Source organism: Dactylosporangium sp. NPDC000555 (assembly GCF_040300025.1).
Lineage (GTDB): Bacteria > Actinomycetota > Actinomycetes > Mycobacteriales > Micromonosporaceae > Dactylosporangium.
In genome coordinates this window covers 25,815-51,351 of the sequence record NZ_JBEPDB010000068.1, presented here as the reverse complement: position 1 = coordinate 51,351, position 25,537 = coordinate 25,815, and the positions used below count along the sequence as shown (strand labels likewise).

23 protein-coding genes are annotated in these 25,537 nt (G+C 69.9%); 17 read left to right on the top strand and 6 right to left on the bottom strand.

The annotated features are described in order from the left end of the window. On the bottom strand, window positions 1-608 hold a 608-nt coding region (locus tag ABT297_RS31610; RefSeq protein WP_350556063.1), incomplete at its 3' end, for a hypothetical protein. Between the two features lie 153 nt (window positions 609-761). Between ABT297_RS31610 and ABT297_RS31605 the strand changes: the two genes are divergently transcribed. After that, window positions 762-1,679: an NmrA family NAD(P)-binding protein gene (locus ABT297_RS31605; RefSeq protein WP_350556062.1), complete on the top strand. Its 918-nt coding sequence runs from the start codon at window positions 762-764 to the stop codon at window positions 1,677-1,679. Window positions 1,680-1,819: 140 nt separating this feature from the next. Continuing rightward, entirely contained in the window at window positions 1,820-3,451 is a 1,632-nt protein-coding gene (locus ABT297_RS31600; RefSeq protein WP_350556061.1) for an AMP-binding protein, read from the top strand. A 22-nt stretch (window positions 3,452-3,473) separates the two neighbouring features. Here ABT297_RS31600 and ABT297_RS31595 read toward each other — a convergent pair whose 3' ends face one another. After that, window positions 3,474-5,042: an acyl--CoA ligase family protein gene (locus ABT297_RS31595; protein ID WP_350556060.1), complete on the bottom strand. Its 1,569-nt coding sequence runs from the start codon at window positions 5,040-5,042 to the stop codon at window positions 3,474-3,476. A gap of 51 nt (window positions 5,043-5,093) precedes the next feature. Next, window positions 5,094-6,035, bottom strand: a complete 942-nt coding sequence (locus tag ABT297_RS31590; RefSeq protein ID WP_350556059.1) for a dihydrodipicolinate synthase family protein — start codon at window positions 6,033-6,035, stop codon at window positions 5,094-5,096. Between the two features lie 255 nt (window positions 6,036-6,290). On the opposite strand from ABT297_RS31590, the gene ABT297_RS31585 reads away from it, so the two are divergent. From ABT297_RS31585 to ABT297_RS31535, 11 genes are all read left to right on the top strand, one after another. Beyond that, the gene (locus tag ABT297_RS31585; protein ID WP_350556058.1) at window positions 6,291-7,352 is read left to right on the top strand and encodes an LLM class flavin-dependent oxidoreductase; all 1,062 of its coding nucleotides are present in this window, start codon (window positions 6,291-6,293) and stop codon (window positions 7,350-7,352) included. Window positions 7,353-7,780: 428 nt separating this feature from the next. After that, a complete protein-coding gene (locus tag ABT297_RS31580; RefSeq protein ID WP_350556056.1) occupies window positions 7,781-8,863 on the top strand; it encodes an ABC transporter substrate-binding protein in 1,083 nt (360 codons plus the stop codon). 68 nt (window positions 8,864-8,931) lie between these two features. Beyond that, the gene (locus tag ABT297_RS31575; protein WP_350556055.1) at window positions 8,932-9,687 is read left to right on the top strand and encodes an ABC transporter ATP-binding protein; all 756 of its coding nucleotides are present in this window, start codon (window positions 8,932-8,934) and stop codon (window positions 9,685-9,687) included. Then, a complete protein-coding gene (locus tag ABT297_RS31570) occupies window positions 9,674-10,492 on the top strand; it encodes an ABC transporter ATP-binding protein (protein ID WP_350556054.1) in 819 nt (272 codons plus the stop codon). Before ABT297_RS31575 ends, ABT297_RS31570 begins: the two co-directional genes overlap by 14 nt. Then, window positions 10,492-11,367 carry a branched-chain amino acid ABC transporter permease gene (locus ABT297_RS31565; protein ID WP_350556053.1) on the top strand — a complete coding sequence of 292 codons (876 nt, stop codon included), beginning with the start codon at window positions 10,492-10,494 and terminating at the stop codon, window positions 11,365-11,367. The genes ABT297_RS31570 and ABT297_RS31565 overlap by 1 nt, the downstream gene beginning before the upstream one ends. Further along, the gene (locus tag ABT297_RS31560; protein WP_350556052.1) at window positions 11,364-12,458 is read left to right on the top strand and encodes a branched-chain amino acid ABC transporter permease; all 1,095 of its coding nucleotides are present in this window, start codon (window positions 11,364-11,366) and stop codon (window positions 12,456-12,458) included. The genes ABT297_RS31565 and ABT297_RS31560 overlap by 4 nt, the downstream gene beginning before the upstream one ends. Next, window positions 12,455-13,474 (top strand): dihydrodipicolinate synthase family protein, encoded by a 1,020-nt coding sequence (locus ABT297_RS31555; RefSeq protein ID WP_350556051.1) that lies wholly within the window; start codon window positions 12,455-12,457, stop codon window positions 13,472-13,474. Before ABT297_RS31560 ends, ABT297_RS31555 begins: the two co-directional genes overlap by 4 nt. Before the next feature lie 28 nt (window positions 13,475-13,502). Beyond that, on the top strand, window positions 13,503-14,291 hold the full coding sequence (locus ABT297_RS31550; RefSeq protein WP_350556050.1) for a dihydrodipicolinate synthase family protein: 789 nt from the start codon (window positions 13,503-13,505) through the stop codon (window positions 14,289-14,291). Window positions 14,292-14,355: 64 nt separating this feature from the next. Further along, complete coding sequence (locus ABT297_RS31545) at window positions 14,356-15,162, top strand: SDR family NAD(P)-dependent oxidoreductase (protein ID WP_350556049.1); 807 nt, start codon at window positions 14,356-14,358, stop codon at window positions 15,160-15,162. A 95-nt stretch (window positions 15,163-15,257) separates the two neighbouring features. Continuing rightward, complete coding sequence (locus tag ABT297_RS31540) at window positions 15,258-15,581, top strand: 2Fe-2S iron-sulfur cluster-binding protein (RefSeq protein WP_350556048.1); 324 nt, start codon at window positions 15,258-15,260, stop codon at window positions 15,579-15,581. 132 nt (window positions 15,582-15,713) lie between these two features. Then, window positions 15,714-16,871, top strand: a complete 1,158-nt coding sequence (locus tag ABT297_RS31535; protein ID WP_350556047.1) for a cytochrome P450 — start codon at window positions 15,714-15,716, stop codon at window positions 16,869-16,871. Window positions 16,872-17,170: 299 nt separating this feature from the next. Here the strand turns inward: ABT297_RS31535 and ABT297_RS31530 are convergent, their stop codons facing one another. Beyond that, complete coding sequence (locus ABT297_RS31530) at window positions 17,171-18,076, bottom strand: DUF72 domain-containing protein (RefSeq protein ID WP_350556046.1); 906 nt, start codon at window positions 18,074-18,076, stop codon at window positions 17,171-17,173. A 66-nt stretch (window positions 18,077-18,142) separates the two neighbouring features. After that, on the bottom strand, window positions 18,143-18,892 hold the full coding sequence (locus tag ABT297_RS31525; protein WP_350556045.1) for a DUF4118 domain-containing protein: 750 nt from the start codon (window positions 18,890-18,892) through the stop codon (window positions 18,143-18,145). Window positions 18,893-19,142: 250 nt separating this feature from the next. Between ABT297_RS31525 and ABT297_RS31520 the strand changes: the two genes are divergently transcribed. Beyond that, window positions 19,143-20,279 carry a site-2 protease family protein gene (locus ABT297_RS31520; RefSeq protein ID WP_350556044.1) on the top strand — a complete coding sequence of 379 codons (1,137 nt, stop codon included), beginning with the start codon at window positions 19,143-19,145 and terminating at the stop codon, window positions 20,277-20,279. Here ABT297_RS31520 and ABT297_RS31515 read toward each other — a convergent pair. Beyond that, on the bottom strand, window positions 20,269-20,943 hold the full coding sequence (locus ABT297_RS31515) for a hypothetical protein (protein ID WP_350556043.1): 675 nt from the start codon (window positions 20,941-20,943) through the stop codon (window positions 20,269-20,271). The two genes, ABT297_RS31520 and ABT297_RS31515, sit on opposite strands and share 11 nt — an antisense overlap. A gap of 489 nt (window positions 20,944-21,432) precedes the next feature. On the opposite strand from ABT297_RS31515, the gene ABT297_RS31510 reads away from it, so the two are divergent. The 3 genes from ABT297_RS31510 to ctaF all read left to right on the top strand — a co-directional run bounded on the left by ABT297_RS31510 (window position 21,433) and on the right by ctaF (window position 25,522). Next, window positions 21,433-23,313, top strand: coding sequence for a CheR family methyltransferase (locus ABT297_RS31510; RefSeq protein WP_350556042.1), 1,881 nt, complete (start codon window positions 21,433-21,435; stop codon window positions 23,311-23,313). 117 nt (window positions 23,314-23,430) lie between these two features. After that, complete coding sequence (gene ctaD / locus ABT297_RS31505) at window positions 23,431-25,110, top strand: aa3-type cytochrome oxidase subunit I (protein WP_502885678.1); 1,680 nt, start codon at window positions 23,431-23,433, stop codon at window positions 25,108-25,110. Further along, window positions 25,100-25,522 (top strand): aa3-type cytochrome oxidase subunit IV, encoded by a 423-nt coding sequence (gene ctaF / locus ABT297_RS31500; protein ID WP_350556041.1) that lies wholly within the window; start codon window positions 25,100-25,102, stop codon window positions 25,520-25,522. The genes ctaD and ctaF overlap by 11 nt, the downstream gene beginning before the upstream one ends. Window positions 25,523-25,537 lie beyond the last annotated feature (15 nt).

Below are 25,537 nucleotides of genomic sequence, written 5' to 3'. Positions count from 1 at the left end.
CACGCCCCGACGAGGGTGCCGGCCAGGTGCTCGCGCGGCGTCAGCCCGGGGATCAGGGCGACCTCCGTGGCGTGGTAGGCGATCAGGGCGGCCGCGGCCCAGGCGACGCGGCGGGTGACCGCGAGGTACGCCAGCAACGCCACGACCGACGCCGACGGGCCCGCGTCGGCGTAGTGGGCGAGGGCATGTCCGACGCCGACCGGCGGCCCGGCCAGCATCCAGGCCGGCGCCGACAGCGTGGCGAGGGCGTGCCCGGCGAACGCGACGCCGATCGTGCGCCAGGTGCCGGCGGCAGCCTGCGTCACGCAGTACACGATGAGCACCTGCAGCACCGCGAACCAGAACGGCAGCAGCGCGGCCGGGGCGAACATGGACAGCGGCAGGCGCCACACCGTGGCGAGCAGCGGGTCATCCGGGTGCGTGACGCCCCAGCGGGCCACGAACGCCCTTCCCGGTCCGGTCCGCACCGCGACGGCGAGGCCGGCGACGAGCAGCGCCGCGGCCGGACCCAGCCAGAGCCGGTCGTACCGCCGCTGCCGCACCGCGGATACCGCCGGCCCGACGAGCGCGGCGCACTGCCCCAGGAACCGACCGAGGAACCGATGCACGCCGCGTGCCGCTACCCCGGCCGGGCCGCACCATGCGGGGGATGTTGCGCGGCGGCGCGGCGAAGTTCCAGGTAGACCCCCGGCGATCGGGGTAGTCGCCGCTCGGCGCCGGCGCGGACCGGCGACGCGCAGCGACGACCGGGGAGGCAGACGATGGCCGAGACTGAGCCCGTGCTGGTGACGGGGGCCGGCGGGGGAGTCGGCGGCGTGGGCCGGCAGGTCGTGGCGATGCTGCGCCGGCGCGGCCTGGCCGTGCGCGCGATGGTGCACCACGACGACGAGCGCGCCGACGCCCTGCGCGCGCTCGGCGCCGAGGTCGTCGCCGGCGACCTCACCCGGCCCACGGACGTCGCGGCGGCCCTCGACGGGGTCCGCAGGATGTACTTCAGCATGAGCGTGGCCCCCTCCTACCTCGAGGCGGCCGCCACCGTCGCGACGGTGGCCCGCGCCGAGGGCGACCTGGAGGCGCTCGTCTCCATCTCACAGATGACCGTGTCCCAGATGGACGTGCTCAGCACGGCCGAGTCGCATCATCAGCGGCTGCACTGGCTCGCGGAGCAGATCCTGGGATGGTCGGGGCTGCCGATGGTGTACGTGCGCCCGACGATCTTCCTGGAGTCTCCGCTGTTCACCACGCTGGCCGCACGCTCCGTCGCCGACGACGGCACCATCCGGCTCCCGTTCGGGAAGGGGTGCACGTCGCCGATCGCCTCCGTCGACGTCGCCCGGGTCGTCGCCGCGGTCCTCACCGATCCGGCGCCGTACATCGGCCGGGTGCTCGAGCTGACCGGCCCCCGGTCGCAGGACATGAACGGCGTCGCCGCGGCGTACTCCCGCGCGCTCGGCCGGCCGGTGACGTACGTCGACGTCCCGCCGCAGGCGTGGGCCGAGGAGGTGGTCGAGCACGCCGGGCTCGGGGCGCACGTCGAGGAGCACGTGACCACGATGGCCCGGCTGCACCGCGAGAACCGGTACGACCGCCTGACCGGCACGGTGCTGGAGGTCACCGGCGAGCCCGCCGAATCCGTCGAGGAGTTCGTCGCCCAGCACCGGGACCTGTACACGGCGTGAGCCGGCGTCAGCCACCGGCAAGCCGCCGCGGTATTCGGGGCTCTGGAACTCCCGGCGGAAGTTGTATACCGTATTCTCCAACATCGAATAGAGCGTGACGATGACCATGGTCACGCCGGCAGGATGATGGAGGCGCCGACGTGACGGATTCGGTGGTGGACCCGCGTCCTGGCGTCACGACCTGGGTGACCCGGGAGATCAGGGCGGAGTTCGAGCGGGAAGGGCACTGGACGAAGGCGACCTGGCTCGACCTGCTACGTCGCCCGCTGCCGTCCGACGGCGTGGCCGTCGTGGACGAGACCGGTGCGCTGACTCGGGCCGAGGTCATGCGGAAAGCGCGTCGTTTGGCGGCATACCTGCACCGCAGTGGCGTCGCGCGGGGCGACGTGGTGACGCTGGCCGTGCCCAACTGGCGCGAGTTCGTCGTGATCCACGCGGCGGTGGGCCTCGTCGGCGGCGTGGTGAATCCCGTGCTCCCGAGGGTCGGCCGGAACGAGCTTCGCCACGTGCTGAGCACCGCGCGGAGCCGGCTCGTCTTCGCCGCGGCGGAGAACCGCGGGTCGTCGCCGTACCGGACCGCGGTCGAGGCATCGGACGGGCTGGACCACGTCATCGAGATCATCTCGGTACGTGGTGGAGAGCGCCCCTATGAGGGCATCGTCGACGATCCGGCGTACGACGTCGGGCTGCCCGAGGTCGTTGTCGAGGCGACGGACTGGGACACCATCACCTTCACCTCGGGGACGGAGTCGCTGCCCAAGGCCGCGGTGCACAGCCACCAGTCCACGATGTTCGGCCTGCGTTCCTTCATCACCGGGGTGCTGGGCCTCGACGCCGGCGACGGGGTGTTCATGCCCTCGCCGCTCTGCCACGCGTCCGGCATCCAATGGGGGCTCCGGACGGCGCTGTACGCGGGCGTCCCGCTGGTCCTGCAGGACAAGTGGGACCCGGGCGTGGCCCTCGACCTCATCGACACTCACGGCTGCACCTACACGCTCGCCGCGACTCCGTTCATCCTCGACCTCATCGAGGCCCAGCGTCGCCGGCCGCGGTCCGGAAGGTCGCTGCGGTACCTCGGGTCGGGCGGCGCTCCGATCCCGCGGCACCTCGGTCCTGCGGTGCGCGAGGCGTTCGGCGCCGAGCTCATCTCGGTCTTCGGTGCCAGCGAGACCTACATCACCACCACGACCCTTCCCGGCATGGCGGGAGATCTCCAAGCCTCCGACGGGGTGGCGTTGCCCGGCGTCAGCGTGCGAATCGTGGACGAGCTCGGCGAGCCACTGCCCCGCGGCCGCGAAGGGGAGATCGTCACCCGGGGTCCGCAGGTCTTTCTCGGCTACCTCGGCGACGCCGAGCTCACCCGGAGCGCGTTCGACGGCGAGTGGTACCACTTCGGCGATCTCGGCGTGATCGACGAGGCCGGGATGTTGCGCGTCACGGGCCGGATCAAGGACATCGTCATCCGCGGCGGAGAGAACATCAGTGTTCGCGAAGTGGAGGAGCTCCTGATCGTCCACCCCGCGATCGAGTCCGTGGCGATCGTCGGCTATCCGGACGCGAGGCTGGGCGAGCGCTGCTGCGCCGTCCTCGTGCTCGTCGAGGGTGAACAGCTGTCCTTGGCCGAGGTCTGCGCCTACCTGACTGAGCGGGGTCTGGCGAAGTTCAAGCTTCCTGAACGGGTGGAGATCGTCGAGTCGATGCCGATGACGACTACCGGGAAGATCCGCAAGTCCGAGCTCAGGCGCCAGTTCGCGGAGCAGGACAGCCGGTAACCCGGACCGGGTCCGGCGCCGCTCAGTTCGCGCGGCCCTGGTCTGCCTGCTCTCGCGCGGAGAGGCGAAGAACGTTCTTCTGGATCTTCCCGGTCGGAGTCTTGGGAAGTGCGGTGAAGACGACCTTTCGCGGCACCTTGAACCCCGCGAGACGTTGACGCACGTGTCGCACGATCTCGCTCGGGTCAACGACGGCACCCTCGCGGAGGGTCACGAACGCCACCGGCACCTCGCCCCACTTCGGGTCGGGTAGCCCGACCACGGCGGACTCAACGACATGGTGATAAGAGTCGATGGCCTGCTCGACCTCCACGGATGCGATGTTCTCACCGCCCGAGATGATGATGTCCTTGCTCCTGTCGCGGATTTCGACGTAGCCGTCGGGGTGCATCACGGCCAGGTCGCCGGTCAGGAAGCATCCCGATCTCGTGGCCGCCTCGGTGGCGGCCGGGTCGCGGTAGTAGCCGAGCATGACCTCGTTCCCGGAGACGGCCAGCTCGCCGATCGTCACGCCGTCGGCCGGCACGTCCTCACCGTCGGCATCCAGGATCCTGAGCGGACGCGTGACGATGTTGCCCACCCCCTGGCGGGCCCGAAGGCGCGCCGACTCGGCGGTGTCCAGCCCGTCCCATTCGGGCTGCCACTCGTTGATGGCAACCGGGCCGAACGTCTCGGTGAGGCCGTACAGGTGAGTCACGTCCAGGCCGAGCGGCTCGAGCCTGGCGAGGAGCGCGGGCGAAGGCGGTGCCCCGCCGGTGTCGACGTGTACGCGGTCAGGAAGCGGCGCCGCCGAGGAGGCCTCGGCGATCATGGTCAGTACGGTCGGGGCGGCGCTGAAGTTCGTGATGCCTTCGCCGCGAAGGAGCTGCCAGATCCGCTCCGTATCGACGCCGCGCAGGCACACGTGTGTTCCCCCGGCCGCGGTCACCGCCCAGGTGAAACACCATCCGTTGCAATGGAACATCGGCAGCGTCCAGAGGTACCTGCTGCCCGGGCCGAGGCGGGCGTGATAGGCCATGGCCGTGGCCTGGAGATAGGCGCCGCGGTGGTGGTACACGACCCCCTTGGGCCGGCCGGTGGTGCCGGAGGTGTAGTTGATCGCGAGGGGATCGCGCTCGTCGACCTGGACGCGGTGCGAGGGGTCGGGATCGGCGGCCGCCAGCCATTGCTCGTACTCGTTGCCGGCACCTTCGACGATCGTCGCCACCCCGGTGCGCCGGCCGACCTCCCGGGCGGCTTTCTCGAATTCATGCGTTGCGACGAGCAGCGACGAGCCGGAGTGCTCGACGATGTAGCACATCTCCTCGACGGAGAGTCTGACGTTGACCGAGACCAGCACGGCCCCCCGTGCGGGCACGGCGTTGTGCAGCTCGAGCATGACGTGGCTGTTGGCGCACAGGGCGGCCACCCGGTCGCCGGGCAGGATGCCGGAGGCGACCAGGGCCGACACTGCCCGGTCCACCCGGTCGGACAGCTCGGCGTACGTCAGGCGGCGCTCACCGTCGACGACTGCCGTACGGGTGGCGAACGCCGAACGCGAACGCTCGAGAAACGCCGGCGGAGTCAGCGGCGCGAAGGTGAACTCAGCCAAAACCAACCTCGTGGGTGAGAAGTCCTGCCCGGTGCATCGCGTCGCTCGCTGTCAGGACGTCGCGGATGGCGCTCTGTACGTGTCGATCAGGCCGGCGGCCTCGAGCGCCTCGCGCGCTTCGGCGAGCGCCGCCGGCTCCGGCCAGCTCAGCGGTGGACGCACCGGCCCCGAGACCATGCCCATCATCTCGGTGACCGCCTTCGTGAGGGCTGGGTTGTGGGAGCCCGTCTTGAGTGAGCTGTTGTGGATCGGGTCGGCGACCTTCAGCACCTGCTGGAGCGCGGCGGCGATATCGCGAGAGTTGCCGGAGCGTGCGGCGTCGAGGAAGTTGCTGAGGTACGGCTTCTTGTCGGTCTGGAGATACAGCGGGCGCGACGTCGCGAGCAGCACGTCTGCCGCGTAGTCGGGCAGCATCGTCCGGCCGTAGATCCACCACTCTTCGACCGGGCAGCTGACGACGATGTCCTTGCCCAGCCGCTGGAGCGTGTCGAGGTAGGTGCTCGGGCTGAACGACGCCTCTTTGAGCGCGCAGTAGTTCTCCTCGTTGAGGATCTCCTCGAGCATCGAGACGTCGATGTAGAAGCCGTTTTCCTTGAGCGTGGTGTTGTAGAGGGCCAGCCCCATGTCGACCGAGCGGGCGACCGTCCGGTAGTAGTCGATGACGCCCTGGCGCGTGCGAGCACCGAGGAGCGGCGGGAAGATCATGGCCAGGTCGGCGCCCTGCTCCTGCGCGTGCTGCGTCAACTCGACGGTCTCGGCGATGGCCGTCATGCCGGTGTTCACCATGACCGGCTTGCGGCCGGCGACTTCGCTGAGAACGATCTCGATGACGCGCTTCTGCTCAGCGAACGTGAGCGACTGCGCCTCCTGGTAGATCCCGCCGACATAGAGGGAGCCGACGCACTCGAGGGCGACGAGGTGGTTCACGTTGGAGCGGAGACCTGCCTCGTCGATCTCGAGGTTCTCGTCGAACGGGGTCGTCAGCACGACCATGTAGTCATGGAGTGACTCACGCGCCCAAGCGCGGGCCTCAGAGCGCTCGTATCGCATATGTGGCCATCCTTCCGGTGATCAGCAGTCAGCCACGGCGTATCACTACGTCCTGGTAGAGAAGGTTTGGGCTCGGCGGTCGACACCTGGAATACGGGATACCGTAACACCGCTAGCGCTGGGCCACCAGGCGTGCTGACCCATTGCCTTGCCGAAAAATTTAGATACGGTATACAGACTAACGGCAGGAGATCTTCGATGACGAAAGTACGCCTGTCCGCGCTCGCAGGCATCGGGCACACGAGTAACGGCACGACCTACGCGACCTCGTTGGCGGAGCAGATCAGGTATCTGCGAGAGCTGGAGGCGATGGGTCTGCTCCACATCGCGGGGACCTCGGACGCGATGGAGAACGGCATGTGCGGCGGGCTCGCACTGACCGCGGAGCACACCACCCACGCGATGGTGGGACCCGTGATGGCGACACCGGCGTCCAAGAACCCGACGGTCGCGGCGGGCGAGATCATGATGACCAACTGGGTCTCGGGCGGGCGGGCCTTCTTCGGCCTCGGGACCGGTCGCGGTGTGGTCACCGCGAGTCTCCGCCAGTACGGCCGCAAGCCGGCCACGTTGGCCGAGCTCCGCGAGTATGCCCTGGCGGTCAAGGGACTATGCGCGGGCGAGGAGGTGGACTACCAGGGCCACCGGCTGAGCATCTGGGGCTTTGAGCCCAGCCCGGTCCCGCTCTATCTTGATGTCTCGGGACCCAAGAGCGCGCGGCTCGCGGGGGAGATCGCGGACGGCGTCGTCACCGCGTACGGGATCAGTCGCGATGCCGTCACGCAGCTGGAGACCGGTCTCGCCGAGGGGGCGGCGGCGGGCGGGCGGGACGCCTCGGCAGTCGACGTGTGGCACATCCCCACCACGATGGTGGCCGACACCGAGGCGGAGGCGATCGACCGGCTCAAGTTCTACCTGGCGATGCGGATCAACTCCATCTTCAAGTACCCCAAGGAGAAGGGCGTGCCTGAGCATCTGCTCGGCGCGGTCGCGGAGTTCCAGCGCGAGTTTCGGCCCGCGGAGCACGGCAAGTACGAGCTGGGCTACAACGGTGCGCTGCTGGACCGGCTCGGTCTCACCGACTGGATCGCACAGCGACAGGTCCTGGCCGGTCCGCCAGGCCGCCTCGTCGAGCGGATCCAGGAGGTCTCCGAGTACGGCGTGCGCAACATCGTCTTCGCACTGTGGGGCGAGAGCAACGAGCACCGGCTGCGCAACGCCAGGATCATCGCCGACCACGTCCTCCCGGCGATCTCATGACCGGCATCCTCACGTAAGGCTTCCCCGACCGGCGTGTGGGCGCGCGCATTACGTGGGCCGCGATGCCGCCTCCACAGTGGACACTTCCCGCATCGGGCACCGGGCTGGCCGCCCGGGGGAGCGGCGGATCGGCCCATCGCACAACCCGATGACCGCGCTGGATGTGATGCTTGCCATATAGGCATATCCTGTATACCGTATGCCGCATCCATCTTCTTCGTGCCGCGTAGTGGAAATCTCGGACCGGCGCCGCTGCTGCGGAGCCCAAAGAAGGGACTCAACAGGTGTACGCACGAACTGCGCGGTCAGGCCGCGGTAGGGCAGTCGCTGCGCTGGCCGTCTCGGCGCTGCTGGGCACGGTTGCCGCTTGCGGCGGTGACAGCTCCGACACGGCCGACAACGGTTCGGGAGCCGGTGGCGACTATACGGTGAGCATCCTCGGAGATCTGTCCGGTGTGCAGCAGGCGGTCAACTCGCCGGGTGTGGCGGGCTTCCAGACTGCGATCAAGGAGATCGACGACGCGGGTGGCGTCAACGGGAAGAAGATCTCCTTACTTCCCGCCATCGACACACAGTCGACCCCGGCAGGCGTCCAGACGGCGGTGCGTCAGGCCGTCGGACAGAAGCCGATCGCGATCGCCATCAGCATGGTCTCGACGGAGGTCGCCTCGGTGGCCAGCATCCTCGGATCGGCGCAGCTCACGACGCTGACGGTCACCAACGACGATGCTCAGAGCACGCCGCCCAAGCCGTACTACTTCTCGGCCACCCTGGGCAGCCACGAGGCGGGCAAGGCCTACACCAACGCGATCCAGACCGAGTTCGGCGGCAGCCTGACGGGCAGGAAGATCGCCATCATCACCTACAACAGCGCGACCACGGTCAAGTACGGCCAGCAGGTGCACGACCTCGTCACGCAGGCCGGCGGCACGGTCACGCAGTGGCTGAAGACCGACTCCGCCCTGGCGTCGTTCACCAGCGAGGCCGGCAAGATCATGCAGGACCCGCCGGACGCGATCATGGCCACCGACACTCCGGTGGGCACCGCGATCGAGATCGCCGCGCTGTCGAAGGCGGGCTACAAGGGCCCGATCTTCGGTGGTACCGGGGCGAATGACGACGCCACACTCCAGAAGGCGGCCGAGGTCGGCGCCGACTACCGCGGACCACGTGAGTTCAACACGGCCGTCGACGGAAGCCCGCTGATGGCTGCGGCGGAGAAGTACGGCACCACCGGCGCGGCCAAGGCCGGGATCTACTTCTCGAAGGGCTACATGCTCGCCTACTCGCTGAAAGCCGGACTGGAAAAGTGCGGGGCGGACTGCGACGCGAAGTCGCTTCCCGCCGCAATGGCCTCCGCGGGCCCGATCCGCGCTCCGGGCGACATCCCGTTCGGCACGGCGCAGTTCACCGACTCCAGCCACGTTCTGCAGGGGACGATCCAGTTCTTCAAATGGGACGCGTCGCAGGGGAAGAGTGTTCCTGTCGGACAACCGATCGCGACCCGCTGAGCGGCCCCGGAAATCAGGGAGACCTTGACGTGACACCAGAGCACGCGCCCACCGCCGGTGCGACGGCGGTGCGCGACCACGAAGATCCCGCAGATGAGGCCCTGCTCGAGGTGTCGAACCTGCGTGTCAGATACAAGAACGGCGCGCTCGGCGTCCGGGACGTCTCGTTCACGGTCGGGACCGCCAGGATCGTGGCCCTGCTCGGCGCCAACGGCGCCGGGAAGACGACCACGGTCCGCGCGATCAGCGGCTTCCTCCGCTCGGAGGGGGCGCGTGTGCAGGCCGGCACGATCCGGCTCGGCTCGCAGGACATCACGAACTGGGAGCCGCATCAGATCTGCAAGCGGGGCGTGTGCATTGTTCCCGAGCGGCGCAAGGTCTTTGCGAACCTGTCAGTCTCGGAGAACTTGAACGCACTGGGCGCGCAGATGCCGCGCGGCGCCGCCAAGGCGGCCGTGGAGGAGCGAGTCTTCGGCCTGTTCCCGACCCTGGCCGACCGGCGGCGCGAACTCGCCGGCCGGCTGAGCGGCGGACAGCAGCAGATGCTCGCCATCGGCCGGGCGCTGATGTCGGATCCGAAGCTCCTGATCATCGACGAGATGACGCTCGGTCTGCATCACAGTCTGCACGAGCCGCTCTTCGAGGCGATCAAGGGAATCTCGAGGTCGGGGAGCGCGGTGATCATGGTGGACGAGAGCACGAGGAACGCCCTCGACGTCGCCGATCACTGCGTGCTCCTCGCGTCGGGCCAGGTGAGAGTCGCCGGTGCGAGCGAGTCCTTCGTCGGGAATGAACTGCTGGTGGCGGGCTATGTCGACGCCTGAGCCAACGGAGGCGCCAGTCCTCGAATTGGACGGCGTCGGCGTCCAGTTCGGCGGTAACCGTGCTCTCGCCGACGTCCGGGCGCATGTCCACCAGGGCGAGATCGTCGCGGTGGTCGGGCCGAACGGCGCCGGCAAGAGCACGCTGCTCAACGCCGTCTCCGGACTGTTGCGGCGCGAGGCGCGCGGCGTGGTCCGGCTCCACGGCGAGCGCATCGACCAGATGTCGGCCGCCCGCAGGACATCGCGCGGGATCGGGCGGAGCTTCCAGAACCCTCCGCTGATCGACGCGTTGACGGTCGTCGAGAACGTGATGGTCGGCGCCTTCCCGTCGCGCGACTATGGCGTCCTCGGGCACCTGCTGCGCTGGCGGACCGTCGCGCGAAGCGAGCGGAAGCGCGAGGAGCAGGCCCGTGGAGTCCTCGAATTCATGGGACTCACGGAGATCGCCGACCTGGAGACCAGCCACGTCCCGTACGGGCCCCGCAAGCTTGTCGACATCGCCCGCGCTTTGGCGAGCGAGCCGTCGGTCCTGCTGCTGGACGAGCCCACCTCCGGGCTCGACAAGAACGAGCAGGCGACCATGGAGCAGATCCTTCGGCGACTGCGCGAGGGCGGTGGCATCAGCATCCTCATGGTCGAGCACCACATGGATCTCGTCCGCAACTCCGCCTCACGAGTCATCGGCTTTCAGGCCGGTGAGGTCGTGGCCCAGGGACCCACGGCCGACGTGCTCGATTCGGACGAGTTCCGGGCCGCATTGGTCGGCGCGGTCGCAGACTCCCGCAGCGGCGGAAGGAGCACGTAGTGGACAACGTCCTCTTGGCCGTCTTCGGAGGCTTGCCGCTGGGCGCGACCTATGCCTTGATCGCGCTTGGCCTCGTGCTGGTCTATCGCACGACCGGTACCTTCAACCTGGCGCACGGACAGCTGATGCTCCTCGGCGCCTTCGTCCTGGCGTCCTGGCAGCAGCATTCGCGTGGTCCCTTCGTCCTCGGCCTACTGATCGGACTGGCCGTCGCGGGCATCGTGGCCGTCGTGCTCTACGTGCTGGTGCTGAAGAGGACGGTGGGGCAGCCCCACTGGGTGGCCTTCGTCGCCACGCTGGTCCTCGGGCAGCTGCTCGACGCGGCGATGTCGCTCTACTTCTCCGCACCCAGCTACGTCGTCTCCATCCCCGGCATGCCGAAGGGCGCGGTCGCCATCTTCGGCGTCAGGGTCGGGCAGAGCGAGCTCATCATCGCCGGCATCGGCGTGCTGCTCGCACTCGTGTTCATCGCGGCGCTGCGGTACACCCGGCTCGGCATCCAGGTGCGGGCGGCGGGTCAGGATCCGGTGCTCGCCAGCCAGGGAGGCATTCAGGTGCGCTCGCTGTATGTCGGCTCCTGGGTCGTGGCCGGCATCCTGGCCGCGCTCGCCGGGGTGCTCTACGGCAGCACGACCGTGGTCGACTCCTCGATGAGCGGCGTCGCCCTCATCGCCATCCCGGCCATGGTGCTCGGTGGCCTCGACAGCTTTGAGGGCGCCGTCGTCGGCGGGCTCATCGTCGGGGTCATCCAGGGATTCATCACTGTCTACATAGGCGGGCAGTACGTGAACGCCGCTACCTACAGCTTCCTGCTGGTGCTGTTGCTCGTCCTGCCGCGTGGCCTGTTCGGCACCAAGGAGGTCGTGAAGATATGACACAGCCTCTGGACAGCGTCGCCACGGCGCCCGTGGCCCCATCGCATGAGTGGCGCGCTGCCCGTGTCGTCACGGTGCTCACCCGGCTCGGGGCTCCCGTGATCGTGCTCATCGCGCTGGTGACGCTTTACGTCACGAGCACGCAAGCCGACCACAACGTCTTCGTCTACAACACCTTCCTGCTCATGTGCATCGGTTCGCTCGCGCTGAGCCTGCTGATGGGGACCACGGGACAAGTGTCCGCGGGAAGCGCGGGCTTCCTCGCCGCCGGCGCGTTCAGCGCGGTCTGGTTCGACCGGTCCGGCATGCCGTTCGTGGTCTGCGCCCTCGGGGGCGCGCTCGTGGCGGCGGTCCTTGGCCTCATCGTGGCGCTGCCCGCGATCCGGCTGCGGGGCCTGGCGCTCGGGCTGGGGACGATCGCCGCCCATTACGTCATCGTGTTCGTGGTCGACAAGTACCAGCAGGACACGCCGGACGCGGGACCGGCCGGGTTCAGCCTTCCTGCGGTGTTCGGCCTCACCGGGACGAACACGCAATCGAAGTGGGCATGGCTGCTCTGCGGTGTCGTCACCGTCGTCATCCTGGCCGTCTCCCGGCTGGCCAGCGGACGGACGGGTCGCGCCCTGCGCCTCATCAGGGACCAGGAGGCGATCGCCGGTACCCAGGCGGTTCCCGTGACGGCCTACAAGATGCTGGCCTTCGGTGCCTCGTCCTTCCTGCTGGGTCTGCAGGGGGCGCTGACGGCCTATGTCGCAGGCCAGGTCTCCAGCGAGCAGTTCACCCTGATCCTCGCCATACAGTTCCTGGCGATGGTCCTCGTCGGCGGGCTCGACAGCGTCTTCGGCGCGGTACTCGGGGCGGCCATCTTCACGGCGCTGCCGTTCGTCATGCAGGACGCCGTGAGCGCTGTCCTCGGCGCCAACCAGGCGTCGCTGAACGGCGCTCGGTACGCCGTGATCGTGTACGCGTTGCTGGTCGTCGTGTTCATCGTCGCGGCGCCTGCCGGGCTGGCCGGACTGATCCGCCGGGCCGCCGGTCGAGCACGAACGGTCGCGGAACGGCGCCTGCGGCGCACGGTGTCCGGGCAGTGAGCGCGCGTGCGCTGCCGGCGAAAGCGACGCGGATCGGCACCTCGGGGATCTGGCTGGCGCCGCACGCGACCTACACCGACTCCGGCGTGTTCGATCGTGAAGGCTGGGTCCGGCTGATGGACCACTGCGCCGAGCTCCGTGTCGGCACGATCTCGCACAGCCTCCTCGCCGATCCGTGGGCCCAGTCCCTTCAACAGCGCAAGGAGCTGGTGGAGCTCATGACCGAGACGGTGGGCGGTCGCGTGCCGGTCGCCGTGTACGCCACCGCACACAGCGTCGGGACGACGATCGACCTTGTCGGTCACGCCGGAGCGATCGGTGCGGACTTCGCGCTGCTCAACTGCCCGTTCGAGTGGGCGGCGACGGAGGCGTCGGCGCTGCGCTGGTTCCACACCGTGCTCGACCGCACCGGGATGGACATATCGATTGTCATCTACAACAGCGCGCACTCGGGCATACTTCTGCGGGCGGGCGCCGTCTCCGAGCTGGCGGATCAGCCTCAGGTCGTGGCGGTGCTCAACGGCGCGGGCACCTTCGAGAGCTCGGTCGAGCTGCACCGAGCGGTGGGCGACCGCATCCTGGTCAGCGATCCCTTCGAGCGACACCAGCTCCGAGCCTGGGAGGCGTACGGGCAGCCGATCCTGATGACCAGTACCGCCTCGTTGCTGATGCAGACGGCGCGGTGGACGCCGATCCGCGACTACATCGCGCTCGCTCACGCGGGAGAGATGGAGGCCGCGCAGGAGCTCTTCGACCGGATCGAGCCCCTGCGCGCCCTCTGGGAGTCGGTCTACGCGCATTCCGCGCTCGACGTGGAACATGCGGCGCATCCGCTGGCGCAGACGCGCTATTGGCAGCAGGCGATGGGGCTCCCCGCCGGTCCGCCGACAAGGCCCCTCGCCGAGCCGAGCACCGCGCAGAAGCGCCGGATCCTGACCGGACTGGCGCCCTACGTCGAGCGATGGGGCGTCGAGGAGCCATGGAACCGGCAGGTGCGGATCATTGGCGGCATCTGACACCCCCTTCGGGACAGAGGGACCCATTGTGTACGCCCTTGCTCCGCGAGGCGCGGCGGGACTGGATCGCGGCGCGCTGGCCGAGCACGTCGAGCACCTCGTGTCGCCGGCGCCGGTGGCGCTCGCGGTCTCGTCGTGGATGGAACCCTGGGCCCTGTCCTCGCAGGAGCGGCGGGCGTGCATCGAGACCGTGACGTCACTGGCCGGGCGGCGCTGCCCGGTCGTGGTCGACGTCACCTGCGACGCGATCGGTGACGCGGTGGCGCTGGCGGAGATCGCCATCGGCGCTGGAGCCGACCTGTGCTATCTGGCCGCACCACACGAGTGGTCGAGCTCGGTCGCACTCGCCGAGGACTGGATCGAGCTTGTCGCCGGGAGGATCCAAGCGCCGACGGTCGTCGGATGGGTCACGACCGCGGGCGATCGGCTCGACGCGGAGCGGCTGGCCGGCCTGCCCGGCGTGACCGGCGTCGTGCCCGCGCTCGAGATGACCGGGCCGAGGACCTGGGACGGTCATCCCGTCCCCGACATCGTGAGCCAGCTGCTCGAGTCACCCGCGTGGCGACCGTTCAGCGATCCCGGCGTGGCGGGCGAGGAGGAGGCTGCGGCGCTATCCGTGCTGTGCGCTGCGATCACCCCTCCGCCCGGGCGGCCCGCGAGATGGGGCTCGGATGTGGCGGTGGTCAAATGGCTGAGCTCGTGGCGGGGAAGCGCGGTCGGAGACCCGCTGCCGCCCGCACCCGCGCTGGAGCCGGCGCAGGAGCGGACGCTGGCGGCCCGGGTAAGCGCGCTGTCCGGGCCGCTGGGACTGACGTGATGCCGCGACAGCGGCGAGATCAGGGACCAGGCGTCCCGTTCGGGATGTCGGAGGAGGGGACGAGATGGTGAACAGGCTGGCGAAGAAGGTGGCCATCGTGACCGGTGGCGCCAGCGGCATCGGACTCGAGACGGTACGCCTCTATGCCGAGGAGGGTGCGCGGGTGGTAGCGGCCGACTTCCGCGACGACGAGGGCACCGCGGAGATCGATGCGCTGCGTGGGCAGGGGCTGGACTGCACCTACGTCCACTGCGACGTGACGGTGCGCGACGAGGTCGTCGACCTGGTGCGCAGGACGGAGTCGCTCTACGGGCCGCTCAACATCATGACGGCGAACGCCGGCATCAACGGGCGGGGTCGCGCCAGGCTGGCCGACGTCCGAGACGAGGACGCGGAGGAGATCATGCGGGTCAACTGGCTCGGCGTGTACTACTCGTTCAAGTTCGCCATCCCCAGCATCCGAAAGGCCGGCCGGGGCGCGCTGACCGCGACCTCGTCACTGGCCGAGCACCGCGGCTTCCCCGCACTGCCGGTCTACTCGGCGTCGAAAGCCGCGGTGAGCGGTCTGGCTCGTTCGCTGGCGTCAGATCTCTTTCCCCAGATCCGCGTGAACGTGGTGTCGTCGGGCCGCGTCGAGACGAAGATGTTCGAGCACACCGCCGAGCTGATGGGTATCGCGCGGGACGAGATCCCGGCGGACTGGAACTCCGGGACGAGCGGACGGGCGAAGCCTCGCGAGATCGCCTACGCGCACCTCTTCCTGGCCTCCGACGAGGCGTCGTTCATTACGGGCCAGACGCTCATGGTCGACGGCGGCCAGGGGATCATGCTGCCACCGCCGCTGACCTCGACTCCCAGCGAACTCCTGTAGCTGATGATGCCCCGGGGGAGGACCCGGCCTCTTGCGGCATCTCGGTATACGGAATACAATTATACCATCCTGAATGTGAACATCGGAGGAGACGCATGCCACGCGTCGTCTATGTTCAGCCGAACGGGGTCGAACTGGCCGCGGATCTGCCGTCCGGGCAAAACCTCATGCTCGGAGCCCTCGCGAACGATGTGCATGGCATCCTCGGGGAGTGCGGCGGCCAGATGATGTGCGGAACCTGCCACGTGCAGGTCGATCCCGCGTGGATCGCCCAGCTCGACAAGCCCTCCGACGAGGAGAACGAGACGCTCGAAGCCGTGGCCTTCGGGCGCACGCCCGCCAGCCGCCTGTCTTGTCAGCTGCTCGCACGGGTGCCACTGGACGGGCTGCGAGTGGCGGTCGCCCCCAGGCAGGTCTAGCGAGGCGGCGGCCTCGACGCGCCCGACGACGGAAGCGAGACAGCTGTGAGTCAAGCAATCGAGCCAGAGACCAGTGTCGCCGAGTCTATGGTGGACACTGCGAACAAGTGCCCATTTGCCTACTACGATGCGGTGAGGCGGCATGGCGCTCCGGTCTGGGAGGAGAAGACCGGCGCCTGGGTGGTCGCCGACTTCGACGCGGCCAAGCGCGTGCTGCTCGATCGGGACGCATTCCTCCCGATCGCTCCCGCGGAGGCGGTCCCGGATCAGAAGTACGTCCGGATCTTCGGCGAGAAGCACCCCAGCGCACTGCTCGGGGCGGAGCATGCGGAGCATCACAAGTGGTGGCTCAAGCACCTCTCGCCGAAGCTGATCGCCGGATGGCGCACCGGTCTCATCCTCGACGTCGTGGACGAGATCATCGGACGGATCGCCCCGCGTGGGCGAGCCGAGCTCGTCGACGAGTTCGCCGGGCCGGTGCCGATCCGCGTCATCGCGGGCGTGCTGGGGCTGCCGTGGGACGATGACGCGTGGATGGAGGAGCTTCGGCACCATCTCGACGTCATCGACCAGTTCAAGGACATCTCGTACGTCGGGTCGCAGGACTCGAGCATGGCCGACCAGGCTCTGGATGCGACCTACGCGGCGGACGAGCTGCTACGGCCCTACCTCGAGGCCGGACGCTCGGTCGAGTCGGAGTCGGTGCTGAGCCAGATCTGGCGCGATCCGTCGCTCAGCCACTGGACGGACGAGCAGCTCTACTGCCTGGTGCGCGGATTCTTCGGCGGTGGCGCCGAGACCACTCGCTCGGCCCTGTCGAACGGGCTGTACCTCGCCCTCACCCGCCCCGGCCTTCGCGATGAGCTCCAGGCTGGCGGCGAACGGGCCATGGCCGCGTTCGTCGAGGAGACGATGCGACTGTTCGGCACTGTCCACTACCGCACCCGGCGGGTCGCGCACGACCTGGAGTTGGACGGTGTCGAGCTGAAGGCCGGTGCCATGATCGCGTCGATCATGGCTGCCGGCGACCGTGACCCGGAGCGTTTCGAGCGTCCCGACGAGGTCGATCTGGGGCGAGCCAACGGTCGTCAGCACCTCGCCTTCGGGATCGGTGTCGCGGCGTGTGCGGGGGCGGGGCTGGCTCGCGCGGAGCTGACCGTCGGCATGTCGCGGATTCTGGAGCGCCTCCCCGACATCGCGCTCGATCCGGACGCCGAGCAACCCCAGCTGCTCGGCTTCGGCTTTCGGGTCATGCGCCCGATCCACGTCACGTTCTCGCCCGGGGCCTGAGCGAGATCGGCTTGGCCAACGGGAATTCAGCGTCCCCGCCGACGATCCGGACCCGGGCTCCCTGGGGGGATTGAGTAAGTAGGACGCTACTCCCATCTGAGTAGTGGGCTATGGTCCGCGGAGGCGTTCAGCGACCTCGACGACGACGTGCGCCAGTCGGTCCGTCGCATCCTCGACGACCCGTTCATCCCGCGCAAGGAGTCCGTCCGCGGCTTCGTCTACGACGTCACCACCGGCAGGCTGCGCGAGGTGGCAGCCGAGGGCTGATCGCGGCCATCGACCTCAGGTCCGCGCTCGGCTCAGGCGCGGACCTGGCCGACGGCCTGCTCGGTGCTTTGGCTGTTCAGCAGACCAATGAGCTCTGCCGCGTTGCGTTGGGCGTAGTCCTGATAGCAGTTGTTCATCAGCACGTGGGTCTGTGCGGTCCGCTCGGCCAGGGCGCGCACCTTCGGGGCCCAGGTCCGCAGCTCCTTCTCGGCGTACAGGTAGCCGAACTTCTCGTGGATGTCCTTGCTCGTCCAGCGGTCGCTGTGGCCGTGGAAGCGCACCGCCGCCAGGTCCGAGGTCGCCTCGACCACCGGGGGTATCGACGAGCGGTGGCCCTGGGGCATGTCGACCACGACGTACGGCAGGTCGTGCGCGCGCAGGAAGTCCAGCGTCTCGCGCTCGTTGTCGCCGTCGAACCACGACGCGTGCCGGAACTCGACGGCGATCCGCAGCGGCTTGCAGCGCGACGCCACCTCGAGCAGCGTCTGCTTGTTGGACCGGCGGATCGTGAACCACGGCGGGAACTGGAACAGCAGCAGGCCAAGCTTGCCGGCGTCCACCAGCGGATCGAGCGCGGTCAGGAAGCGTGACCACACGTCCTCGTACGCCTGCGCCGGCAGGTCGCGCGGGTACACGCTGGCCTTGCCGGTCTCCGGGCGGAGGTCCTTCGGCAGGGCCGTCACCTTCGTCGGGTGGCCGGTCAGCAGGCTGAACGCCTTGACGTTGAAGGTGAAACCGGCGGGCGTGCGCTGGGCCCACAGGCGCGTCGTCTGCTCGTTCGGGGGCGCGTAGTACGTCGCGTCGACCTCGACGAGCGGGAACTGCCGGGCGTAGTAGCCCAGCCGCTGCTCCGGGGTGCTCACCTCGTCCGGGTACCAGCCCGACTCCAGCAGCGTCCGGTCCGTCCACGACGCGGTACCGACCTTGATCTCGCCCACATCGGCTATAGATCCCCGCGGAAGGGCCCGGGCAAACGTCCGACCGACCGGACGCTGCCGCCAGGGTCATGCCCCGCGGTCGGGGCGGGCGGCGTCGAAGGCGGCCCCGGCCTGGTCGGCGAGGGTGACCGCCACGAGCCGAGCCCGTAGTGGGACGGGGCGGCCGGGGGTGGGCCGGAGCATGAACCGGCCGTAGAAGCGCCCGCCCGCGCCGACCCGCAGCTCGATCTCCTCGTCGGGAAGTTCCTCCCCGGCGAGGTAGCGCCGTAGCCCGCCCGTGGCGATGCTGCCGTCGCGCTCGAGTCGCGCCGGGTGGCCGAGCAACCGGCCGTACTCGAACCGGCAGGCGCGCAGGCCCAGCAGGCCGACCAGCTGCGCGCGCACCTGGTTGGCCACGTCCGGGCCGCTGCGGCCGGATCGGACCAGCTCGGCGGTGCTGTGGATCCGGTCCAGCTGCTCGGCGTCGGTGATCGTGACGAGACGCAGCCGGCGAGCGCGGGCCGCCAACTGCGACACCGCCAGGCCGACGGCGAGGAGCAGCACCATCGTGGCGAGGTCGCCGGTGTTGGCGATGCTCCACGTGGAGTACGGCGGGACGAGGAAGAAGTCGAACCACACGGCGGCGGACACGGCGGCCAGGGCACCGGCCGGGCGGTTGCCGAAGGCGGCCACCGCCACGACGACCACGACGAGCACCAGGGCCAGGTTCGCGTCGGATACCGACGTGCGCAGGGGTGTCAGCGCCGCGCAGACGGCCGGCGGCACCACGAGCGCCGCGGCGAGCGCGATCCGGTCCCGACCGAGCCAACTCGGCATGGGCGCCACCGCCCCGCATGTCCTGCGGCGGGGCCGGCCCCGCCGAGCGTGCACCTGCGCCAAGCGTACGGCGCCGGTCGGACGCTCGGCCGGGCCGATGATCCGACGGCTGGCGGCCCGGAATGCGGCGGATTTCCGTGTGGCGGCGCCGGGTCCGACGCATCGGGTCAAGGCCGCCGTTCGGCCTGTCCGGCGGGCTCCCGGCACGGGAAGATGAATGTGGGACGCCGCTACGGGGTCGGAGGGAGCCGTGAAACAGAACCTGCGTCTGGGAACCATCGCCGGCATCCGGGTCGGCGTGAACTGGTCGGTCGTCGTCATCATGGTCCTGCTGGTGCAGATCCTCGCCCTGACGATCATCCCGGCCTCCGCGCCCCGGCTGCCCGTCGTCGTGCCGTGGCTGCTCGGTGTGGCCGGAGCGGTCGTCTTCCTGCTCTCGCTGCTGGCGCACGAGCTCGCACACGCGCTCGTCGCCCGCGCCTTCGGCATCCGGGTCGAGCAGGTGACGCTGTGGCTGCTCGGCGGGCTCGCCGAGTTCGGCCAGGAGGCGCCCACCGCCCGGGCCGACCTGCTGACCGCGGGCGCCGGGCCGGCCACCAGCGCCCTGCTCGGCGGCGGTTTCGGCGGGCTGGCGGCCGGCCTCGGCGCACTCGGCGTCCCGGCCGGCGTCGTCGCCGTCTGCGGCTGGCTGGCCGGGATCAACCTCGTGCTCGCCGTGTTCAACCTGCTGCCGGGCGCGCCCCTGGACGGAGGCCGGGTGCTGCGGGCGCTGCTGTGGCAGTGGCGCGGCGACCGGCAGCGGGCCGCCCTCGCCGCGACCAATGCGGGCCGCGTGATCGGCGGCGGCCTGATGGCCCTCGGGCTCGCGCAGGTCGTGGTCACCGGCAATCTCGGCGGCCTCTGGCTCATCCTCGTCGGATGGTTCCTCATCGCGGCCGCGACGGCCGAGGCGGCCAACGAACGCTACCGCGCCCAGCTCGGCCGGACGCCGGTGTCCGCGGCGATGCAGACCATGGTCCCGTACGCCGGCACGGGCAGCAGCGTGGCTGAGGCGGTGGCCGCCGCCGACGCGGTGCCCGGCAAGTACGTCATCGCCCTGCGCACCCCGGACGGGCGCCCCGGCGGCCTCGTCCGCCTGGCGGAGCTCGCCCGCGTCCCCGCGGCCGAGCGCGCCGTCACACCGGTGTCCAAGGTCGCGAGGCCGGCCACCGCGGTGACCGTGGTCGAGGCCTCCCAGCCGCTCGCCGACGTGGCCAACCTGGTGTCGCGTGCCGGCACCGCGCTCGTCGCCGACAGCGGCGCGCTCGTCGGCCTCCTGGAGTCCGCCGACGTCACGCACGCCGCGGAGCGGGCCGCCCTGCACCCGGGCGGGGCGGTCAACGGTTGATGATGAAGTCCACCGGCGCGCTGACCTTCGTCCCGACGCGGGCCACGACCTGATACGTGCCGGGCTGCGCCGGGGTCTTGGCGAGCGTGCAGTTGTGCGGCGTGATCCGGTAGCTGCTCCACGTGTAGCGGTACCGCACCGCGTCGCCGGCCGCGAAGGCGCGCACGTCGCTGGTGCGGCCGCTGCTGCAGTCGTCGGAGGAGTACATCAGCGCGCCGTCGCGCAGGACCCGGACCTCCTGCGCGCCCGAGCCGAGGTCGCGGGAGCACCAGTCGCCGGCCGTGGAGACGATGGCGACGCTGAACGTGAACGTCCCGCCCACCACACCCGGCGACGGGCTGGTGGTCACGGTGACGGCGATCTGGTCGTCGCCGCACGGCGCCACGTTGCTCGGCGGCGGGCTGTGGACCATCGACGGCGTCGTGCTCGGGTCCGGGGTCGCCTGCACGAACGATGGTGAGGCGAGGTCGCCGGGGGCCGAGGTGACGGGGGCCGGCTGCCCGCTCGCCGCCGCGGGCGTACTGCTCACGGCCGCCGGCTTGGAGCCACCCGAGCCGCGCACCGCGAGCCAGCCGAGCAGCACCAGCACGGCGAGGCCGATGGCGACGAGCGCGCGGCGGCGCCAGTAGACGGACGGTCGGTGAGGTCCGACGGTCAAGCGCATCGCCGGTCGTTGCATTCGGGCAGTGTGCCAGAACGCTCGCCGCGCCATGGCCCCGGCACGCCATGACGGCGCGCTACCAGCGCGCGAGCCGATCGGCGAACCACGCGGGATCGTCGAGCCACGGAACGTGACCGCCGCCCGGCAGCACGGCGAGCTTCGCGTCCGGGAACAAGGCCCAGGGTCAGGAGCGGACGGCGCGCGGCGAGCCCGCCCAGGTCGCCAAGGTAGGCCGAGGCCCGCATGGGACCGCCGGGCAGGCAGATCAGCGGGCGGCCGGCGCCGGTGCGGTGGTAGGCCAGGCGGGTGCCGTCCCGGGGCATCGAAGGTCTCCACCGGGCGTTCGTATGCGCGACGGCCGGTCGCCGGCCGACCCTGCGGGAGACCGCCGCCGCGTGGGTCGCGAGCGGCTGGGGCCCTGGTGGAGATCAGGGCGGGGGAAACGCGGCACGGGCCGAGCTTCGAGCACGGCCGAGGCGGTAGCGTGGCCCGGTGATCGAGACCGACCCCGATTTCGAGGCGCTGCTGGTGTACCTCAAGGAGACCCGCGGCTTCGACTTCACCGGCTACAAACGGTCCAGCCTGATGCGCCGCGTCGACCGGCGCATGTCCCAGGTGCCGCCGGCCGACTACGCCGAATACCTCGACTACCTGCAGGTTCACCCCGACGAGTTCACGGCGCTGTTCAACACGATCCTGATCAACGTCACCGGGTTCTTCCGCGATCCGGACGCCTGGGCCGCGCTGCACCGCGAGGTGCTCCCGCGGCTGGTGGCCGAGCGGACGGGGCCGATCCGGGTGTGGAGCGCCGGGTGCGCCTCCGGCGAGGAGGCGTACACCCTCGCGATGACGCTGGCCGAGGTCCTCGGCATCGAGCAGTTCCGCGAGCGCGTCAAGATCTACGCGACCGACGTCGACGACGAGGCGCTCGCCCACGCCCGGCTGGCCACCTACAGCGCACGCGACCTGCAGGGTGTCGACCCCGACCTGGTCGCCAAGTACTTCGAGCCGGCCGGGCCGCGGTACACCTTCCGCAAGGACATGCGACGTTCGGTCATCTTCGGCCGCAACGACCTGGTCCAGGACGCGCCGATCGGCCGCATCGACCTGCTGGTGTGCCGCAACACGCTGATGTACTTCAACGCCGAGACCCAGGCCCGCGTCGTGTCCCGGTTCCACTTCGCGCTGGCCCCGGGCGGCGTGCTGTTCATGGGCAAGGCCGAGATGCTGCTGCGCCACGCGGGACTGTTCGAGCCGCTGGACCTGCGGCGGCGCATCTTCCAGCGCGCCGACCGGGTGACCGCCGCCGGTGGCCCTCTGCTCTCCGACCCGCCGCCCACGCCCGCCTGGGCCCAGCCGCCCGGCTTGGACCGGCTGCGCACCGAGGCGTTTCTGGCCAGCCCCGTGGCGCAGGTCGGGGTGAGCGCCGACGGCGTGGTGGCGGTGGCGAACCGGCAGGCGGAGCACCTGTTCGGCCTGTCGCCGCGGGACGTCGGCCGGCCCTTCCGCGAGCTCGACCTGTCCTACCGGCCGGTGGAGCTGCGCGGCCACATCGAGCAGGCGCGGGCCGAGCGGCGCACCGTCCGCCTCGACGACATCGTGTTCAAGCCCCCGGGGGCGGGCGAGGAGCTGCACTTCGACGTCCAGATCATCCCGCTGGCCGACGCCGGCGACGAGCCGTCCGGCGTGGTGATCGTCTTCCATGACGTCACCGCGTCGCGGCGGCTGCAGGAGGAGCTGGAGCTCGCGAACCGGCAGCTGGAGACCGCCTACGAGGAGCTGCAGTCGACCAACGAGGAACTGGAGACCACCAACGAGGAGCTGCAGTCCACGGTCGAGGAGCTGGAGACCACCAACGAGGAGCTCCAGTCGACCAACGAGGAGCTCGAGACGATGAACGAGGAGCTGCAGTCGACCAACGACGAGCTGCAGTCCATCAACGACGAGCTGCGCGACCGCACCGCGGAGCTCAACAACGCCAACTCGTTCATGACGGCGATCCTCACCAGCCTGCAGGCCGGCGTCATCGTGCTGGACCGGGAGATGCGCATCCTGGTGTGGAACCGGCGCGCCGAGGACCTGTGGGGACTACGCTCGGACGAGGCGGTCGGCCGGCACTTCCTCAACATCGACATCGGGCTGTCAACGGCCCAGCTCCGCCCGGCGATCCGTGACGTGCTCGGCGGCCGCTCGGAGCGCGTGCAGTCCGAACAGGTCGCCGTCAACCGCCGCGGGCGCACGGTCGACCTGCGCGTGGTGTGCACCCCGCTGGCGACCGAGCCGGACGGGGTGACCGGCGCGATCCTCGTCATGGAGCTCACGACGGGCGGCAACCCGCCGGGGCCCGGCGCGCCGGCGGCTTCCCCGGCATAGCCCGCACGGAGAGCCTCGACGCCGATCCGCCACCCCGATCGCCCGATTCGCCCGGCGGCGGGCGGCCGCGTGTTTCGCCCGGCCGCGGATGGGAAGCGCGTGCGGCGGGGGAAGCCGATGAAGGGGGACGTCCGGCGGATGCACAATGCCAGCAGGACCATCGAGCCGCCGCGGGCCGGCGCACCGATCGTGCGCCGCACACTGCCGGGCAACGTGTTCACGCGCATGCTGCGCACCACCGACGCCAAAGACGTCGGGGTGCTGTACCTCGTGACGTCGTTCGTGTTCTTCATCATCGGCGGGGTCCTGGCGATGCTCATGCGGGCCGAGCTCGCCCGGCCGGGGCTGCAGTTCCTCTCGCTGGAGCAGTACAACCAGCTGTTCACCGCGCACGGCACGCTCATGCTGCTGCTGTTCGCCACCCCGCTGGTGTTCGGCTTCGCCAACTTCGTGGTGCCGCTGCAGATCGGCGCCGCCGACGTCGCGTTCCCGCGGCTCAACGCCCTGTCGTACTGGCTGTTCCTGATCGGCGGCACGCTGGTGGTCTCCGGGTTCATCACGCCGGGCGGCACGGCCGACTTCGGCTGGACGGCGTACGCCCCGCTGAACAGCCTGCGGAACTCCCCGGGCATCGGCGGCGACCTGTGGATCATGGGCCTGGTCGTCTCCGGGCTGGGCACGATCCTCGGCGCGGTCAACATGATCACCACCATCCTCACGCTGCGCGCGCCCGGCATGACGATGTTCCGGATGCCGATCTTCACCTGGAACATCCTGCTCACCGCGATGATGGTGATCATGGTGTTCCCGATCCTCGCCGCCGCCCTGCTGGTGCTGGAGGCCGGACGCAAGCTCGGCGCGACGGTCTACGACGCCTCCACCGGCGGGGCGATCCTGTGGCAGCACCTGTTCTGGTTCTTCGGCCATCCCGAGGTGTACATCGTGGCCCTGCCGTTCTTCGGCATCATCAGCGAGATCATCCCGGTGTTCAGCCGCAAGCCGGTCTTCGGGTACAAGGGCCTCGTCGGGGCGACGATCGCCATCACCGTGCTGTCCATGAGCGTGTGGGCGCACCACATGTTCGCCACCGGTCAGGTGCTGCTGGTGTTCTTCTCGTTCGCCAGCTTCCTCATCGCGGTGCCGACCGGGATCAAGTTCTTCAACTGGATCGGCTCGATGTGGCACGGGCAGCTCACGTTCGAGACGCCGATGCTCTTCGCCGTCGGGTTCCTGGTGACGTTCCTGTTCGGCGGCCTGTCCGGGGTGATCCTGGCCAGCCCGCCGCTGGACTGGCAGGTGACCGACACGTACTTCGTCGTCGCCCACTTCCACTACGTGCTGTTCGGCACGATCGTGTTCGCGGCGTTCGGCGGCGTGTACTTCTGGTTTCCGAAGATCACCGGCCGGATGATGGACGAGCGCCTGGGAAAGCTGCACTTCTGGACCATGTTCGTCGGGTTCCAGACCACCTTCCTGGTCCAGCACTGGCTCGGCGGCCGCGGCATGCCCCGCCGCTACGCCGACTACCTGCCCACCGACGGCTTCACGCTGCTCAACACGGTCTCCACGATCGGCGCCTTCGTCCTCGGCGCCTCGACGCTGTTCTTCATCTGGAACGTGTGGCGTTCCTACCGCTTCGGGCGCGTCGCCGGGGTCGACGATCCCTGGGGACACGGCAACGCACTGGAGTGGGCGACCAGCTGCCCGCCGCCGCGGCACAACTTCGAGTCGCTGCCGCGGATCCGCTCCGAGCGGCCGGCGTTCGACCGCCGGCTGGAGCGCGCCGATGCGCACTGAGGCCCGCTTCTTCGGCCTCCTGGCGGCCGTCATGCTGACGTTCACCATCGTGTACTGGGTGATGACCGCCGCGCTCATGGGCCACGCCGAGCGGGTCGGCATCGTCGCGCTCGGGCTGACGACGGCGCTGTTGACGCTGATCGGCGGCGACTGCTTGCTGATCGCTCGGCGCATCCCGCCGCGCCCGGAGGACCGCCTCGACGCCACCCCGGCCGACGGAGCGGGCGACGTCGGGTTCTTCAGCCCGTTCTCCTACTGGCCGGCCAGCATCGGCCTGGGCGCGGGCGTTTTCGCGCTGGGCGTCGCGCTGTGGCAGCTGTGGCTCGCCGGGGCCGGCCTGCTCCTCGCCGTCGCGTCGGCCGCGGCCATGCTGTTCGAGTACTACACCGGGACGAGCCGCGGCGAGTCGTGACGACCCGCCGTCCGC